At 33.0% G+C, this 16,337-nt stretch carries 18 protein-coding genes, 4 tRNA genes and 1 pseudogene; 12 read left to right on the top strand and 11 right to left on the bottom strand.

Features of this window, described 5'->3' with window-relative positions; genetic code table 11:
• Window positions 1-60: 60 nt before the first annotated feature.
• From VGE71_RS12355 to VGE71_RS12345, 3 genes are all read right to left on the bottom strand, one after another.
• Complete coding sequence (locus VGE71_RS12355) at window positions 61-777, bottom strand: hypothetical protein (protein ID WP_331138606.1); 717 nt, start codon at window positions 775-777, stop codon at window positions 61-63.
• A gap of 123 nt (window positions 778-900) precedes the next feature.
• Window positions 901-973: transfer RNA gene (locus tag VGE71_RS12350), tRNA-Lys, on the bottom strand.
• A gap of 196 nt (window positions 974-1,169) precedes the next feature.
• Complete coding sequence (locus VGE71_RS12345) at window positions 1,170-1,637, bottom strand: Lrp/AsnC family transcriptional regulator (RefSeq protein ID WP_331138605.1); 468 nt, start codon at window positions 1,635-1,637, stop codon at window positions 1,170-1,172.
• Between the two features lie 102 nt (window positions 1,638-1,739).
• On the opposite strand from VGE71_RS12345, the gene VGE71_RS12340 reads away from it, so the two are divergent.
• Window positions 1,740-2,024, top strand: a complete 285-nt coding sequence (locus VGE71_RS12340) for an EamA family transporter (RefSeq protein WP_331138604.1) — start codon at window positions 1,740-1,742, stop codon at window positions 2,022-2,024.
• A gap of 19 nt (window positions 2,025-2,043) precedes the next feature.
• Entirely contained in the window at window positions 2,044-2,616 is a 573-nt protein-coding gene (locus VGE71_RS12335; RefSeq protein WP_331138603.1) for an EamA family transporter, read from the top strand.
• Window positions 2,617-2,693: 77 nt separating this feature from the next.
• Here the strand turns inward: VGE71_RS12335 and VGE71_RS12330 are convergent.
• The 3 genes from VGE71_RS12330 to VGE71_RS12320 all read right to left on the bottom strand — a co-directional run bounded on the left by VGE71_RS12330 (window position 2,694) and on the right by VGE71_RS12320 (window position 3,004).
• Window positions 2,694-2,776, bottom strand: a tRNA-Leu gene (locus VGE71_RS12330).
• 42 nt (window positions 2,777-2,818) lie between these two features.
• Window positions 2,819-2,891, bottom strand: a tRNA-Lys gene (locus VGE71_RS12325).
• A gap of 40 nt (window positions 2,892-2,931) precedes the next feature.
• A tRNA-Lys gene (locus VGE71_RS12320) sits at window positions 2,932-3,004 on the bottom strand.
• 126 nt (window positions 3,005-3,130) lie between these two features.
• Between VGE71_RS12320 and VGE71_RS12315 the strand changes: the two genes are divergently transcribed.
• Window positions 3,131-3,649 carry a shikimate kinase gene (locus VGE71_RS12315; protein WP_331138602.1) on the top strand — a complete coding sequence of 173 codons (519 nt, stop codon included), beginning with the start codon at window positions 3,131-3,133 and terminating at the stop codon, window positions 3,647-3,649.
• Here the strand turns inward: VGE71_RS12315 and VGE71_RS12310 are convergent.
• Complete coding sequence (locus VGE71_RS12310) at window positions 3,641-4,141, bottom strand: phosphoribosyltransferase domain-containing protein (RefSeq protein WP_331138601.1); 501 nt, start codon at window positions 4,139-4,141, stop codon at window positions 3,641-3,643. The two genes, VGE71_RS12315 and VGE71_RS12310, sit on opposite strands and share 9 nt — an antisense overlap.
• A 155-nt stretch (window positions 4,142-4,296) precedes the next feature.
• On the bottom strand, window positions 4,297-4,689 hold the full coding sequence (locus VGE71_RS12305; protein WP_331138600.1) for an RNA-binding S4 domain-containing protein: 393 nt from the start codon (window positions 4,687-4,689) through the stop codon (window positions 4,297-4,299).
• Between the two features lie 79 nt (window positions 4,690-4,768).
• Between VGE71_RS12305 and VGE71_RS12300 the strand changes: the two genes are divergently transcribed.
• Complete coding sequence (locus tag VGE71_RS12300; RefSeq protein ID WP_331138599.1) at window positions 4,769-5,953, top strand: FKBP-type peptidyl-prolyl cis-trans isomerase; 1,185 nt, start codon at window positions 4,769-4,771, stop codon at window positions 5,951-5,953.
• A gap of 239 nt (window positions 5,954-6,192) precedes the next feature.
• On the opposite strand, the gene VGE71_RS12295 is transcribed toward VGE71_RS12300, so the two are convergent.
• The 3 genes from VGE71_RS12295 to VGE71_RS12285 all read right to left on the bottom strand — a co-directional run bounded on the left by VGE71_RS12295 (window position 6,193) and on the right by VGE71_RS12285 (window position 8,623).
• Window positions 6,193-7,146, bottom strand: a complete 954-nt coding sequence (locus tag VGE71_RS12295; protein WP_144218172.1) for a transketolase family protein — start codon at window positions 7,144-7,146, stop codon at window positions 6,193-6,195.
• An 81-nt stretch (window positions 7,147-7,227) separates the two neighbouring features.
• Window positions 7,228-8,076: a transketolase gene (locus VGE71_RS12290; RefSeq protein ID WP_331138598.1), complete on the bottom strand. Its 849-nt coding sequence runs from the start codon at window positions 8,074-8,076 to the stop codon at window positions 7,228-7,230.
• 244 nt (window positions 8,077-8,320) lie between these two features.
• Window positions 8,321-8,623: a hypothetical protein gene (locus tag VGE71_RS12285; protein WP_331138597.1), complete on the bottom strand. Its 303-nt coding sequence runs from the start codon at window positions 8,621-8,623 to the stop codon at window positions 8,321-8,323.
• Between the two features lie 418 nt (window positions 8,624-9,041).
• Here VGE71_RS12285 and tgt point away from each other — a divergent pair, with 418 nt between their 5' ends.
• From tgt to VGE71_RS12245, 8 genes and pseudogenes are all read left to right on the top strand, one after another.
• Entirely contained in the window at window positions 9,042-10,172 is a 1,131-nt protein-coding gene (tgt, locus tag VGE71_RS12280; protein ID WP_026727521.1) for a tRNA guanosine(34) transglycosylase Tgt, read from the top strand.
• A gap of 67 nt (window positions 10,173-10,239) precedes the next feature.
• Window positions 10,240-11,328, top strand: a complete 1,089-nt coding sequence (locus VGE71_RS12275; RefSeq protein WP_331138596.1) for an LptF/LptG family permease — start codon at window positions 10,240-10,242, stop codon at window positions 11,326-11,328.
• Window positions 11,315-12,205 carry a DMT family transporter gene (locus VGE71_RS12270; protein ID WP_331138595.1) on the top strand — a complete coding sequence of 297 codons (891 nt, stop codon included), beginning with the start codon at window positions 11,315-11,317 and terminating at the stop codon, window positions 12,203-12,205. The genes VGE71_RS12275 and VGE71_RS12270 overlap by 14 nt, the downstream gene beginning before the upstream one ends.
• A gap of 112 nt (window positions 12,206-12,317) precedes the next feature.
• Window positions 12,318-13,271 carry an acetyl-CoA carboxylase carboxyltransferase subunit alpha gene (locus VGE71_RS12265; RefSeq protein WP_331138594.1) on the top strand — a complete coding sequence of 318 codons (954 nt, stop codon included), beginning with the start codon at window positions 12,318-12,320 and terminating at the stop codon, window positions 13,269-13,271.
• Window positions 13,272-13,411: 140 nt separating this feature from the next.
• Window positions 13,412-14,956 (top strand): replicative DNA helicase, encoded by a 1,545-nt coding sequence (gene dnaB, locus VGE71_RS12260; RefSeq protein ID WP_095931682.1) that lies wholly within the window; start codon window positions 13,412-13,414, stop codon window positions 14,954-14,956.
• Window positions 14,957-15,094: 138 nt separating this feature from the next.
• Window positions 15,095-15,436 carry a hypothetical protein gene (locus tag VGE71_RS12255; protein WP_331138593.1) on the top strand — a complete coding sequence of 114 codons (342 nt, stop codon included), beginning with the start codon at window positions 15,095-15,097 and terminating at the stop codon, window positions 15,434-15,436.
• A gap of 182 nt (window positions 15,437-15,618) precedes the next feature.
• Entirely contained in the window at window positions 15,619-16,095 is a 477-nt protein-coding gene (locus VGE71_RS12250; RefSeq protein ID WP_331138592.1) for a hypothetical protein, read from the top strand.
• A 21-nt stretch (window positions 16,096-16,116) separates the two neighbouring features.
• A pseudogene (locus VGE71_RS12245) lies at window positions 16,117-16,337 on the top strand (sensor histidine kinase); the annotation flags it as partial.

Genomic DNA, 16,337 nt, shown 5'->3' with positions numbered 1-16,337 from the left:
TCTTTTTTAAATAATGGTTAGAAAAATGCGTTTTGGAATCTTTATTTTTTTAGAAAGTTTTTAACGATAATACTTTTTTCTGATTTTTTTGTTTTGATGATTCTCAATTTCTATTAAAACATATTTTGAAGTAGCCTTTTTTATTTTTACAACTTGATTGAGCTCGCTAACCATACAATCTATTACTTTTGATTGATTTAGATTTTCTATAAAAATGTCTTTTTTCTTTTTAATATCGTATAACATCAAAGAATCGTAGTTTTTTGCATATAAAAGAAGTTCTGGGTTTTTAAAGCTGTCAACAATAAATCCTGATTTAATTATTTTACCATTTTGCTTTTCAATAAGTTTAAAATCGTGCGGATTTCCACTTCCAAATGAATTTACAAAAGCGAAATATTTGTTGTAGTCTGCTCCAATGTATCCTAAATTTTTATGAGGTGCTCCATATCCCATAATATTTAATGTGTCGATGGTAGTTGTGTCTTTTTTTAGATTTAGGCACATTTCGATTGGATTGTTTTTGTCTTGCTGGAAATATTTAAATTCTAAATAGTATCCATTGCTTAGTTTGGATTCGTAATCGTATGGATTGTGTTTGTTAAGGTATTCAATGGTTATTGTGTCTCTTTCTGTAATTGTTCTTTTCTTAGTGGATTGAGAATTGCTTTTGTTAGTAATTATGTTGTTCGCTTTTTTTTCGCTGATTTTTGTTTTTTCTTGGCAGGAGAAAAAAAGAAAGTGAAAAATAAAAATTAATAAAATATTGGTTTTCATAAATGCTTAATTAGTACAATTAAGCTAATGTAGTTTATTTTGTTATTCTTTATGTATAAATAATTCTAGAAGGAATAATTATAAAACAAAAAAGGCCAAGTAAAATAATTACTTGACCTTTTGTGACCCGACTGGGGCTCGAACCCAGGACCCCATCATTAAAAGTGATGTGCTCTACCGACTGAGCTATCGAGTCTTCATTTCTTCAATGAGGGTGCAAAGATAAGTACTTTATTTAGTTTTTTGCACCTTTTTTTAAATGATTTTTAGAATAAATTATAAAGTCCTATTTTACAATAAAATAGGACTTTGATTTTTTTGTGATCTTGACAATATGGAATTCGAACCATTTGTTTTATGCTTATTATAGTTAATTAAAGAAACAAGAGTATTTATAAACTCACGTTCAAAGGGATTTCTAAAGTATTCTTACTGACTCCCATTGCAACAATTGTACGAAAACGCTTGATGTTTTCATTGCTGAAAAATAATTCTTTGGTAAGTTTTTCATAATGTGTCATTGATGGAACCACTATTACAAGAAAAAAATCGGACTCTCCAGTCACATAAAAACATTGTTGAATTTCAGGAACTACTTCAAATTTTTTCTTTAGGTCATCGATTTGATTCATCTTTTCGCTTTCCAGAAATAACTCCACAAGTAAAGTTACATTGCTTCCTAATTTATCCCTATCAATAACAGCAATGTTTTTCTCAATAGTACCGTCTTCACGAAATTTTTTTATGCGTCTTTGAACAGCTGGAGCAGATAGTCCAATGCTGTCGCCAATTTCACGTAGAGGAGTCAAATTGTCCTTTTGTAAAATTTCTAAAATCTTGTAATCAAATAAATCCATCATAAACGAAATAAAATTGCAAATAAGCACACTAATTTAATAAAAATAATAACTCAATATGAAATAATTTTGCATTTCAAAAAAGGAATAAAAAAAAAATAAAAAATGAATAAAGGAATTATTTTAGGATTATTAGCGGCTACGCTATGGGGAATATCAGGAACATTCGGACAGTTTTTAATCCAGCAAAAATCAATTAATGTAGAATGGATTATTACTATTAGATTATTGATTTCGGGAATTTGTCTTTTGTTATTTGCTAGAAATAAAAATGAGAATCTTTTCACTATTTGGAAAAACAAAAAAGATAGTATTCAGTTAAGCATATTTAGTATTATAGGTATGTTTGGGTGTTCAGTATACTTATTTTGCAGCCATAAAGCACTCTAACGCAGCAACAGCCACTGTTTTGCAATTTATAGGTCCTATTCTCATTGCTGTATATTTTGCTATTAGACATAAAAAACTACCAAAACCTATTGAAATTGTTGCCATAATTTTGGCTGTACTCGGCACTTTTTTATTGGTTACGCACGGAAAGATAGACAGCCTTTCAATCAGTCCTTTAGCATTGTTTTTAGGGTTGGCTTCTGCCGTCACCCTAGCTATATATTCATTACAGCCTAAGCAATTATTGATGAAATATAATGCTGCTGTGGTGATTGGCTGGGCAATGCTTATTGGAGGCTTGGCATTTAGTTTTGTCAAATCGCCTTGGAGAATTGATGGAAATTGGGATTGGGAAACTATTCTAGCAGTTGCCTTTGTTGTTTTGTTTGGTACTTTGGTTGCCTTTTATTCTTATTTAACAGCAACCAAATTAATTGGTGCTCAAAAAACAAGTTTGTTGGCATCAGCAGAACCACTTGTAGCTGTTTTGTTATCTGTGACTTGGCTGGGCATTCCATTTCAAACCATTGACTGGATTGGAAGTTTGTGTATTATCTCCACCATATTCTTGTTGAGTAAAGAAAGTCTGTAAAATTAGGCTTTGACCGAGTTCTAGTCATAAAAAAGCCTGCAAAATATACGCTTTGCAGGCTTTTTTAATTTTTAAAGTGACCATGGAGGGATTTGAACCCTCACGCCCTTACGAGCACCACCCCCTCAAGATGGCGAGTCTACCGTTTCTCCACATGGCCTAAAATGAAAAAAGGTCAAGTAAATTAATACTCGACCTTTTGTGACCCGACTGGGGCTCGAACCCAGGACCCCATCATTAAAAGTGATGTGCTCTACCGACTGAGCTATCGAGTCATTACTTTCAAGAAATTTAATTTGTTAATCACAAAATTTGTGACCCGACTGGGGCTCGAACCCAGGACCCCATCATTAAAAGTGATGTGCTCTACCGACTGAGCTATCGAGTCATTTAATTTCTTGAATGCGGGTGCAAATATAAGGAGTTTTTTTTGAAGTTTCCAAGCAATTTTATTATAAATTTGTCTTTTTTTTGGAAAAATTTCCAATCGCTTAGTTTATAAGGTTTTATTAATATGAAGAAAATAGTATTATTAGGTTATATGGGTTGCGGAAAGTCGACAATCGCCCAGAATTTGTCAAAAATTACAAATATTCCGTTCTTAGATTTGGATAAAATTATCGAAGAAAGAGCAAAAATGTCCATAAATGAGATTTTTGAGAAGCATGGTGAGATCTATTTTCGAAAATTAGAGCACGAAATGTTTGTCGAATTATTACAATCTGACGAAAATAATATTATCGGATTAGGAGGAGGAACTCCAGGTTATGCTAATAATCATGAATTATTAAAAGGAGAGAATGTTGATTCTATTTATTTAAAAGCATCAATTGATACTTTATATAATAGATTAATACATAATAAGAGTAAGCGTCCTTTGATTGCTAATATGAATGAAGAGGAAATGAGGGAATTTATCGCGAAACATTTATTCGACAGAAGTTTTTACTACAATCAGGCACAACACAAAGTTGTGGTTGATGATACATCTGTCGAAGAAACGGTTCAGGATATTTTAAAAATTTTAGCTTAAAGAAGCGTAGTCGCCGTTTTCTGAATCGAAAACTACTTGTACGTGTTCTAATAGTGAAGTAGAAAGAGAAATGCCCTTAAAGTCTGCCTTTACAGGGTATTTTTTATGATTTCTGTCTACAAGGACTGCTGTTTTGAATTTTTTAAGTGGTACATCTAAGAAATGACGTACAGCATAAATTAACGTTGTTCCAGAATTTAAAACATCATCAACAAGAACTAATCCTTTGTTAGTGTATTTTTCTGGGTTTAATGAAGTTTGTATAGCGTCTTGCGTTTTTTGTTTGTTTACTTTAACCTCGCAGATTGAAACTTTTAAAGTAGAAATATTGCTTAAGGCTGCAGCTATTTTCTTGGCAAAAACAAATCCGTTAGAAGCGATTCCGGCAATAACAACTTCTTCTTCGTCAACAAAAGTTTCGTAGATTTGATAAGCGATACGTTTTATTTTATGTTCGATTTCCTGATTGGTTAAGATAATGTTATTGCTCATAATGTAATTTTTTGCTAATATAATTAATTTAAATTCCAATCTAAAAAATCCAAATTTCAAATTTTACAAAAGGAAATAGGTATATTTAAAAGTGGAAATTAAAAGTTTGTTGATATTGTTTAGAATTTGAATTTGGAATTTTTTAAAATTGGAATTTAATTCTCATCATCTTCCTCGTCATAAATTTCATCTCCATAATCATCAATATCTCTACGGTCTTTTTTGGTTGGTCGCCCAGTACCACTTTTTCTATAATGCTCTTTTGATAGTTTTAGAAGTTCCAAATGTGCGTAAGCTTCTGGTGGAGTTTCATTCTTGCGATAAATATCGACTAATTTTGCTCCAACACGGCTTTCTGGAATATCCAGAACCGTTATTATCTGTGTAATTTGATCTTTTCTAAAGGTGATGCGGTCAGTAGGGAAAACTTCTTTAGATGGTTTTGCAACCTGCCCGTTTACAGTGATATGATTCTTTTTACAAGCCTCTGTAACCATGTTTCTGGTCTTGTAATATCGAACGCACCATAAGTATTTGTCTATTCTCATAATTTTTCTAAAATAGAAGTTAAATTCTTTACAAAAATAAATCAATATTGTATCTTGCGCACCTAAAAAAATCATAATAATGAATAGATTTAAATATTATTTTGTTTTATTACTTGCTGGTTTAGCCATCGTTTCTTGTAATAAAAAGGATGATGATGAGATTGAAGTTACTCCGATCAGGGATTATAAAGTGCAGTATGAAGCAGATAAAGATTCTATTGAGAAATTTTTGAAGACCAATTATATTGAAAATGTTACAGCTGATTTTGAGGCAAAAATATCAAAAATACCAGCTGGAGGAACTCAGACTTCTATTTGGGATCAGCAAACATATAAGTTGCAAAGTAGAGAGGTTTATAGTAATGATGTCAAGTATAAAGTTTATTATTTAGTTTTAAGAGAAGGTACGGGTGAATCTCCTACCAATACAGATAGAGTTTCTGTAGCTTATAGTTGTTATTTAATGAATAATACTCTTGCGGATTCTTCATATGGAAATCCATTTACAGCAAATTTATTTCCGTTTGCAAGTGGAAATACTGTTATTCAAGGTTGGTCTGAGATTATGCCTAAATTTAGAACAGGAGATAATCCAACTACTTCTAATGATGGTGTGATAACTTATGACAATTATGGAGCTGGAGTTATGTTTTTACCTTCTGGGTTGGCGTATTATGCTAGTCCGAGTGGTGTTATTCCGGCTTATAGTTGTATTTACTTTAATATTAAGCTGTTTGCTCTTCAGAGAATGGACAATGAATATAATGTAACAAGCGCAGGTATTTCTATTGTAGGTGATGGTGTTCCTGATTATTTAGAAGATATAAATGGTGATGGTTATCTTTATGATCTTAGAAATACAACCAGATATCCAAATCCACCTGATTATATGCTTGGTGATGATAGTGATAAAGATGGTATTCCTGATTATCTTGATTTCGATGATGATGGAGATGGTTATACAACCAGATTGGAAGTTACAAAACCAACCGATCAGATTGGATGGGGTAAACTTAATGGAGAGAATTTTTATTACGGAATAAGTAAATATTATCCATACAACGCTCCTGTTCCTGACAATCCTGCTACTCCAAATGTAGATGAGTCTGAGCCATGGGGAATTCCGAGAAGACCTACTGGAGTGCTAAAAGACCCTTCTAAGCCGGAATCTAAAACAAACCCTAGAGCTTTTGTCCCTGAAGATTATACTACGCCAGATAGATTAAGAATTCACTTAGATAAAACATATCCTTATCCTTTTTAATTCAGGATAAAACTATAAAATGAAAACCTCGAAATGAAAATTTCGAGGTTTTTTGTTTGTTGCTCTTTTTTGCTTTTTCTAAAAGAAAGATATTGGATTTTAAGGTTGTTTTAAAGAAGTTCTCGCTATCCAATTCCTAAGGTTTTTTTAGTTTATTTACCGTTGCTTTTTGTTTAAAGGAATAAAAAAACCTCGAAATTGCTTTCGAGGTTCCTTGTATGAATAAAGAAAATCTAAAATTATTTTCTTTTGATTACTTTTTCTACAGCTTCAACAATCGCTTGGTTGTTTAATTTGTATTTTTCCATTAATTGTTCTGGAGTTCCAGATTCACCAAAACTATCTTTTACTGCTACAAATTCTTGTGGAGCTGGATTATTTAAAGCTAATACACCAGAAATACTTTCTCCAAGACCTCCAAGGTAGTTGTGCTCTTCTGCAGTAACGATGCATTTTGTTTTAGCAACCGATTTAAGAATAGCTTCCTCGTCAAGTGGTTTAATAGTGTGGATGTTGATTACTTCGGCAGAAATTCCTTTTGCTTCTAAAGCTTCAGCGGCAATAAGAGCTTCCCAAACTAAGTGACCAGTAGCTACGATAGTAACATCTGTTCCTTCGTTTAATAAAATAGCTTTTCCAATTACGAATGGTTCGTCTGCAGGAGTAAAGTTAGCTACAACTGGACGTCCAAAACGTAAATAAGCTGGACCGTGGTGATCTGCTAATGCAATTGTTGCTGCTTTAGTCTGATTGTAATCGCAAGTGTTGATTACAGTCATTCCAGGTAACATTTTCATTAATCCGATGTCTTCTAGGATTTGGTGAGTTGCACCGTCTTCTCCTAAAGTTAAACCAGCGTGAGAAGCACAGATTTTTACGTTTTTATCTGAATAAGCAACAGACTGACGAATTTGGTCGTAAACTCTTCCTGTAGAGAAGTTAGCGAAAGTTCCTGTAAATGGGATTTTTCCACCAATTGTTAAACCTGCAGCGATTCCGATCATGTTAGCTTCTGCAATTCCGATCTGGAAAAAACGCTCTGGGTGATTTTTTTTGAATTCATCAAATTTTAATGATCCAATTAAATCAGCACATAATGCTACAACATTTTCATTTTTTTGACCTAGTTCTGTCATTCCCGCTCCAAAACCAGAACGAGTATCTTTACTTCCTGTATTTTCGTATTTTTTCATTGTTTTTCTTTTGAGATGTTGGGTCTCTTATAGATCAAGTTTTAAACTAAAAAAAACTGTCTACTGAGACTGAACACTTTTTTAATAGTCTGCTAAAGTTGAAATGTTTTGAGCCAAAGCACTTGCCAATTGATCATTGTTTGGTGCTTTACCATGCCAAGCGTGTGTGTGCATCATAAAATCTACTCCGTTACCCATTTCTGTGTAAAGTAAGATACAAACTGGTTTTCCTTTTCCAGTTCTTGATTTAGCATCAGTCAATCCAGCGATGATCGCATCGATATTGTTTCCTTCTTTGATTTCTAAAACATCCCAGTCGAAAGCTTCGAATTTGGCGCGAAGACTTCCCATTGGCAAAACTTCGTCAGTTGTTCCGTCAATTTGTTTTCCATTAACGTCGATAGTGGCAATGATGTTGTCTACTTTTTTAGCAGAGGCATACATTATAGCTTCCCAGTTTTGACCTTCTTGTAATTCACCATCTCCGTGTAAAGTGTACACGATATGATTGTCTTTGTTTAATTTTTTAGCTTGTGCTGCTCCAAGAGCTACAGATAAACCTTGTCCTAATGAACCAGAGGCAATACGAACTCCAGGTAAACCTTCGTGAGTCGTTGGGTGTCCTTGTAAACGAGAATCTAATAATCTAAAAGTAGCAAGTTCTGAAACTGGAAAATAACCACTGCGTGCTAATACGCTATAAAATACAGGTGAAATATGTCCGTTTGAAAGGAAAAACAAATCTTCTCCAATTCCGTCCATATCAAAACCTTCTTTGCGGTCCATAATATTTTGATATAGTGTTACCAAAAATTCAGTACAACCTAATGAACCACCTGGGTGTCCAGAGTTTACAGCATGTACCATTCTAAGAATATCTCTTCTTACTTGGATCGTTAAATCGCTTAATTGTTGAGTGTTAGGTTTCATTTATATGTAAAATTTTTAAACTGTAGCAAAAGTAATTGTTATTTTGCGGGGAGACAAATGATTTTCTGCTTTAGTTGGTTTCAATTGTGATATTTTTTTGCTCTTTTTTTAGTGGATTTTAGAAAAGAGCAAGAAATTGATAATTACATATAAAAATATTGCCATAAAATAAACAGATGGTTTTAGAGGTTTAAAAGCATCTGTTTGTCTTATGGCAAAAAGTGTAGAAATTTGAGAGTGTTATTTAATTTGTATCACTTTCGCTGTAATAATTATTTTCTTCATCTTCAGAACCAATATCTTCTTGTTGGTCGTCTAATTCAGAACCAGGAACATCGAGATCATTGCCGATTTTGTCACTGTTTTGTTTCCATTCATGATTATCCTGATTGATAATACGTTCGCCTGAAATTTCTTCAGGATTAATATCTTCCAGTTTGTTGTCTTGATTGTAAATATCTTCGTTTGCTGGATAATTCATGTTTTCAAGATTTCTTTCGATTTGATCATCTTTAATTTGGTCTAATTTTTCGTCTGCATTTATCATGATTTCTATATTTTTAGTTGTGATTTTTTTTATTTAAGTATTCTAAAATTACGAAAAACCAAATTTTATAATGTTACACTTTGTTATTCTGATATTGTAGTTTTTACATTCGATTGGAAATTTTTAAAAGAGAATGATGATTGCAGCGACGTTTGCGTTAGGGATAGAAGCGGCATCCTTTTGCGACAAAATAAAGGTCTTAATTAAAAACGAAACGAACTGGAGCAAAAGATATAGCGGATAGCCCGACCCTTGGGGAACGCCCAAATTAATTAAATTCTAAATCTTAAAATCTAAATTCCAAAAAGACAGAATCTGAAATTAAGAAAACATTAGCTAATTTTCTATTTGACAAATTTTCTAATTCATAAAATTTCCCTGAAATTAAACTATCTTTGCCGACTGAAAAAAGAAACAAATGAAGTTCGATTTATTACAAAAAGATCCGCAGTCTAAAGCAAGAGCGGGAAGTATTACTACTGATCACGGCGTAATTGAAACGCCAATTTTTATGCCTGTAGGAACGGTGGCTTCGGTAAAAGGAGTGCATCAGCGCGAATTGAAAGAAGAAATTAATCCGGATATTATCCTTGGAAATACTTATCATTTATATTTACGCCCTCAGACTGAAATTCTTGAAAAAGCTGGTGGATTGCATAAATTTATGAACTGGGACCGTAATATTTTGACTGATTCTGGTGGATATCAGGTGTATTCTCTTTCTTCAAACAGAAAAATTAAAGAAGAAGGAGTAAAGTTTAAATCGCACATTGACGGTTCTTATCACTTTTTTACGCCAGAAAATGTAATGGAAATTCAGCGTACAATTGGAGCTGATATCATTATGGCTTTTGATGAATGTACTCCTTATCCTTGTGATTATCGTTATGCACAACGTTCGATGCATATGACGCACCGTTGGTTGGATCGTTGTATCAATCATTTGGAAAAAGTTCCTTATAAATACGGTTACGAACAGACGTTTTTCCCGATTGTTCAAGGAAGTACTTATAAAGATTTACGTCGTCAGTCGGCTGAATATATTGCAAATGCAGGTCAGCAAGGAAATGCTATTGGCGGACTTTCGGTTGGTGAACCAGCTGAAGAAATGTATGCGATGACTGAAGTGGTTTGCGAAATTCTTCCAGAAGACAAACCTCGTTATTTAATGGGTGTTGGAACTCCAATTAATATTCTAGAAAATATTGCGTTAGGAATTGATATGTTCGACTGTGTTATGCCAACACGTAATGCCAGAAACGGAATGTTGTTTACAGCAAACGGAACAATCAACATCAAAAACAAAAAATGGGAAGCAGATTTTTCTCCAATTGATGAAATGGGGCATACTTTTGTGGATACAGAATATTCTAAAGCCTATTTGCGTCACTTGTTTGCTGCTAATGAATATCTAGGAAAACAAATTGCAACAATTCATAATCTTGGGTTTTATATGTGGTTGGTTCGTGAAGCGAGAAAACATATCTTAGCCGGAGATTTTAGACCATGGAAAGAAATGATGGTTAAAAATATGAGTCAAAGACTTTAAAATATGTTGATTTGTTTAATCGTTTATTCGGTTAAACGATTAAACAAATAATCGATTAAACTTTGCTATGCTTACAATAATAGATAAATACATCTTAAAAAGATATCTGGGAACTTTCTCTGTGATGTTACTTTTATTTGCACCAATCGGAATCGTTATTGACGTTTCTGAAAAAGTAAATAAAATGCTCGAAAACAAGATTCCATTTATGGATATTGCTTTCTATTATTACAATTTTACAATCTATTTTATCAATTCACTGTTTCCGATATTCCTGTTTTTATCGGTGATTTGGTTTACTTCCAAATTGGCTAATAATACAGAGATTATCGCGATTTTGAGTTCGGGAATTTCGTTTACTCGTTTTTTGCGACCTTATATTATAGGCGCTACAATTGTTTCGGTTTTTGTATTGTTAATGGGGTTTTTTATTGTTCCTGCGGCAAGTGAAGGGTATAACAATTTTAGATATACGTATTTAAAAGGAGGAGGTAAGGAGCTCATGCGAGGCGAAAACACCAATGTTTACAGGCAAATTAATGATAATGATTTTATTTTTGTAAATAGTTTTAATGAAGAATCTAAAACCGCTTTTAATTTTACTTTAGAACATTTTGAAAAAGAAAAATTAACGTACAAGATTACTGCAAGCCGTATAAAATGGGATCCAAAGAAGAAAATCTATGTTTTGTACGATTATACTAAAAGAACTGTTGGGGAATTAAATGATGTAATCGAAAAGTTTCCAGAAAGGAATGTGGCTTTTAAATTTGAATTAGCAGATTTAACGCCTGTTGTATATATCGCAGAAACATTAACTTTAGGAAAATTAATCGATTTTATTGATAAGGAAAGAAAAAGAGGTTCTGGAAATATCAATACTTATCTGGTTGTTCTTTATAAAAAATACAGCGTACCAGTTTCGGCTTTTATTTTAACGATTATCGCAGTGGCTGTTTCTTCTATGAAACGACGCGGCGGAATGGGAACTAACTTAGCAATTGGTATTGCGATTGCTTTCTCATTTGTATTCTTTGATAAAATTTTTGGTACACTTGCCGAAAAATCTACTTTCTCACCTTTATTAGCTGTATGGTTCCCGAATATTGTTTTCGGAATTCTGGCAGTTTACTTATTACGCAATGCGAAACGATAATTTAAAAAGTTATTTAAATCTTCACTTAATTGTTTTTATCTGGGGTTTTACAGCCATTTTAGGCGCTTTAATAACTATTGATGCCGATAATTTGGTTTGGTATCGAATGCTGATTGCCATGATTTTTCTAGGCGGATTTATTGCCTTTAAAAAACAGTCTTTTCAGGTTCCTGTAAAAGAATTTTTTAAACTGATTTTTGTTGGTTTATTAATTGCTCTGCATTGGATTTTCTTTTTTAAGGCAATTCACGTTTCCAATGTATCGATTACGCTTTCTATATTTTCTCTAGGAGCATTTTTTGCCTCATTATTAGAACCATTGTTTTACGGGAGAAAAGTGCTTTGGTATGAAGTTTTCTTCGGACTTGTAATTATTGCAGGATTAGCTTTGATTCTTCAGGTTGAAATTAAATATCTTACGGGTGTTTATTATGCCTTAGCCGCAATCATTCTTGGCGTTTTATTTACTTTAATGAATGGGAAATTGATTTCAGATCATGAACCGTCTGTAATTACATTTTATGAGTTTGGCGCAGGAGTTTTCTTTATCACGATTTATTTTTTATTTCAAGGAAAATTTACGGCAGATTTCTTTACTATGTCTCTAAATAACTGGGTTTTATTATTGGTTTTATCATCTGTCTGTACTGCTTATGCCTTTACTGCTTCGGTAAAAGTAATGCAGCGTTTGACACCTTATACAGTAATGCTTACCACCAATTTAGAGCCTGTTTACGGAATCGTTTTGGCTTATTTTATATTGGGCGGAAAAGAGAAAATGAGCGTAGAATTTTATATAGGAGCTGTCATCATTATCATCACAGTGATCCTGAATGGTGTTTTTAAACATTATCAGAATAAGAAAGAAAACTTGTAATAGTTTCCTTATTTTTAAAATGCATTTTTATACTTTAAATAACAATTAACTTCGCCAATGATATAATATTTTTATATTTGCGGTTCGATTTACAAACAAAATTCAAAAATCCATGGAATATTTAGATTTTGAGCTTCCAATTAAAGAACTTGAAGAACAGTTAGAAAAGTGCGTTATTATTGGAAAAGAATCTGACGTTGATGTAACACCTACCTGCAAGGAAATCAACAAGAAATTAGAAGAAACCAAGAAAGATATATACAAAAACCTTACCGCTTGGCAGCGTGTGCAATTGTCAAGACACCCAAATAGACCTTATACTTTAGACTATATTAAGGCAATTTGTGGTGATACTTTCTTAGAACTTCATGGAGACAGAGGTTTTAAAGATGACAAAGCAATGGTTGGCGGTCTTGGAAAAATAAACGGACAGTCGTTTATGATCGTTGGTCAGCAAAAAGGTTTTAATACTAAAACACGTCAATACCGTAATTTTGGTATGGCAAATCCTGAAGGATACCGTAAAGCTTTGCGTTTGATGAAAATGGCAGAAAAATTCGGAATTCCAGTTTTGACTTTAGTAGATACTCCGGGTGCATATCCAGGACTTGAAGCTGAAGAAAGAGGACAAGGAGAAGCGATTGCAAGAAATATTTTCGAAATGGTTCGTTTACAAGTACCAATCATTACCATTATTGTGGGTGAAGGTGCTTCTGGAGGAGCTTTAGGAATTGGTGTTGGAGACCGCGTTTACATGTTAGAAAATACTTGGTATTCTGTAATTTCTCCAGAATCTTGCTCTTCTATTTTATGGAAAAGCTGGGAGTACAAAGAGCGTGCAGCAGAAGCTTTGAAATTGACTTCTTCTGACATGAAAAAACAAAAATTAGTAGATGATGTAATTCCAGAACCACTAGGTGGAGCACATTATGATCGTGAAACAACTTTTAAAACAGTTGCAGAATACATCACTAAAGGATATAATGAATTGAAAGACTTATCAACAGCTGATCTGATTGCCCAAAGAATGGACAAATACAGTAATATGGGCGAGTTTAAAGAGTAAATTCATAAAAAATGACTTACAATCCGAAGCCCTACGGTTTCGGATTTTTTTTTGGTTATCAACAAAAAAACTTATTTATAAACATCGTAATAGTTATAACTCGATAGCATATTTTTTTTAAATTTTGCTACTTTCGCTATATGGAAAATTTCAAAAACTTAAACCCTGTTAAGGTCGACAAAACCACCATTATCAATCTAGAAAAAGGTAAGCTTCCTCCTCAAGTAATTGACTTAGAAGAGGCTGTGCTTGGTGCTATGATGATTGATAAAAAAGGGGTAGATGATGTAATTGATATTTTACAGCCCGATGCTTTTTACAAAGACGCTCACAAACATATTTTTGAAGCGATTCTACAACTTTTTACCGAAACACAGCCCATTGATATTTTAACGGTTTCGACTCAGTTGAAGAAAAACGGAAAGTTAGATTTAGCCGGTGGAGATTTTTACTTAATTCAGCTTACGCAAAAGATTGCTTCTTCTGCACACATCGAATTTCACTCGCGTATTATTCTTCAAAAATTTATTCAAAGAAGTTTGATCCGAATTTCTTCTGAAATTATTGAAGAATCTTATGACGAAACTACAGACGTATTCGATTTGTTGGATAAAGCCGAATCTAAATTATACGAAGTAACTCAGGGAAACATTAAGCGTAGTTCTGAAACAGCACAGAGTTTAGTTCTTCAGGCTAAAAAACGTATTGAGGAAATTGCTGGAAAAGAAGGTTTGAGTGGTGTTGCAACAGGATTTGAAAAACTTGATGAAGTAACTTCTGGATGGCAACCTTCGGATTTGATTATTATCGCGGCTCGTCCGGGTATGGGTAAAACCGCTTTCGTCCTTTCGATGGCGAGAAACGTAAGTATTCAGTTTGGACATGCAGTTGCTATTTTCTCTCTGGAGATGGCATCTGTACAGTTGATTACGAGGCTTATTTCTTCTGAAACAGGATTGTCTTCAGAAAAATTAAGAACAGGTAAATTAGAAAAACACGAATGGGAGCAATTAAGTACAAAAGTTAAGAACTTAGAAAAAGCACCATTATTTATTGATGATACACCTTCGCTTTCGATCTTCGATTTACGTGCAAAATGTCGTCGTTTGGCTTCTCAGCACGGAATCAAATTGATTATTATTGACTACTTGCAGTTGATGACTGCAGGAGGAAGTGGAAAAGGAGGAGGAAACCGTGAGCAAGAGATCTCTACAATTTCCCGAAACTTAAAAGCATTGGCAAAAGAGTTGAATGTTCCGGTAATTGCACTTTCTCAGTTGTCTCGTGCCGTTGAGACGCGTGGATCTAGTAAAAGACCACTTCTTTCGGATCTTCGTGAATCTGGAGCGATTGAGCAGGATGCCGATATTGTATCGTTTATTTATCGTCCTGAGTATTATAAAATTGAAGAATGGGATGACGACGAAGCTTCTTCTACACAAGGTCAGGCTGAGTTTATTATAGCCAAACACCGTAATGGTGGATTAGAAAATATTCGTCTGAAATTCTTAGGACACCTTGGTAAGTTTGATAATCTTGAAGAATTTACAGGTGGATATGATGATTTACCTTCAAAAATGAACCACGACGACAATCCTTTTATTACCAAAAATCTACCTTCAGCCAATGAAGCTTTTGGAAGCAATTTGAATGATGATGACGATGATAGTGATGTTCCGTTTTAACAAAATGTAAAAAGCCTTATTTTTTAAGGTTTTTTTTATGTTTGAGTGTTATGTTTTTAATTAAAATCAGTAGTTTAGCCATACCATTAAGAAACTATTTTATTTTTTTAAATTATTAACCAATAACAAATTAAAATTATGAATGAAGAAACTTTTCCGGGGCCTATAGAGGTATCCTTAGCAACTGCTCAAAAATGGGAGAAAAGATACGAAGACGATAAAGCTGTCGAAGATCTTAGTAAAAAAGTAAAATCTTATTTAATACCAAGAGAAAGTTTAGAACTGGTTTTGAAACTAAAAACTGAAGCTGTTCGTGCTTATATCGGTATTAATGACGACAATGAGAAAACTTTGCTTTTTGTTGGTGCAAAAAAAGATGAAAAAACAGGTAAATACATTGATGTTTACGGTCCGCCAGAAGGTACTGTAGAAGGTGGAGATGTTGTTTACGATGGTTCTCGTCCAAGCCCTCCATATTAATTAAATAAGTCTCAAGAATGGATGATTTTTTAATATATTCAGGTTATTTGATTTTATTAATTGATCTAATATTATATTCATATAGCTTTTTCCGAAAGGAAAAAGCTAATGTTTTTTTTGTGTGTTACCTTGCTTATGCTTTCCTTATGCAAGTTTCAATGGAAACATTATGGCATCTTAAAATGAATAATTTATTTTTAGTAAATAGTTTCTTTATAGGCCAAATGATTTTTTTAAGTCTGTTTTATCAGTCGATCTTAAAAGTAAAAGTTCAAAAACAATTTGTAAGAGTTAGTTTTATTTTGGCTTTATGTGTCCTTTCGATACAATTTATTAATTCGCCACATGAATTCCTGAAATTTAATTTGTTTGGAATTACCCTGACATCATTGATGATTGTTGTTTTTGCACTATTGCATTTTTATAATATGTTGACAGAAAACAAGTCCTATTACTATGCAAGTATGGGAATAATCATTTATTTATTATCCAGTACTGTATTGTTTATTATTGGTAATCTTACTTCGACACTGAATAATGATGTAAAGTATTTAAGTTGGAAACTAAATGCATTTTTAAATATAGTTTATTATCTTTTTATCATGTACGAATGGATGGTGAGTTTTTCAAACAAAAAAGTTTACAAAGCTAATTTGTAATTGTAACCTAAATAAATAAAGATGAACGCCCATTCAATTCCTGATAAAGAGTTAGTTGCAATTATATTATATATCTCGTTGTTTTTTATAATTGTTGCCGTGGCATTAATTATATTCTTTTATTATTCAAGAAAGAAAATTATTCAAAAGGAATTAGAGAAAAAAGATTTAGTACTTCGATACCAAAAAGAACAGTTGCATGCTGTTATTGTTACACAAGAAGAAGAACGTAAAAGAATCGC

The sequence above is a fragment of the Flavobacterium sp. genome, assembly GCF_036405015.1.
Classification (GTDB): Bacteria; Bacteroidota; Bacteroidia; order Flavobacteriales; family Flavobacteriaceae; genus Flavobacterium.
Note: the sequence above shows the minus strand (reverse complement) of the source record. Positions and strands in the feature narration are given on the sequence as shown.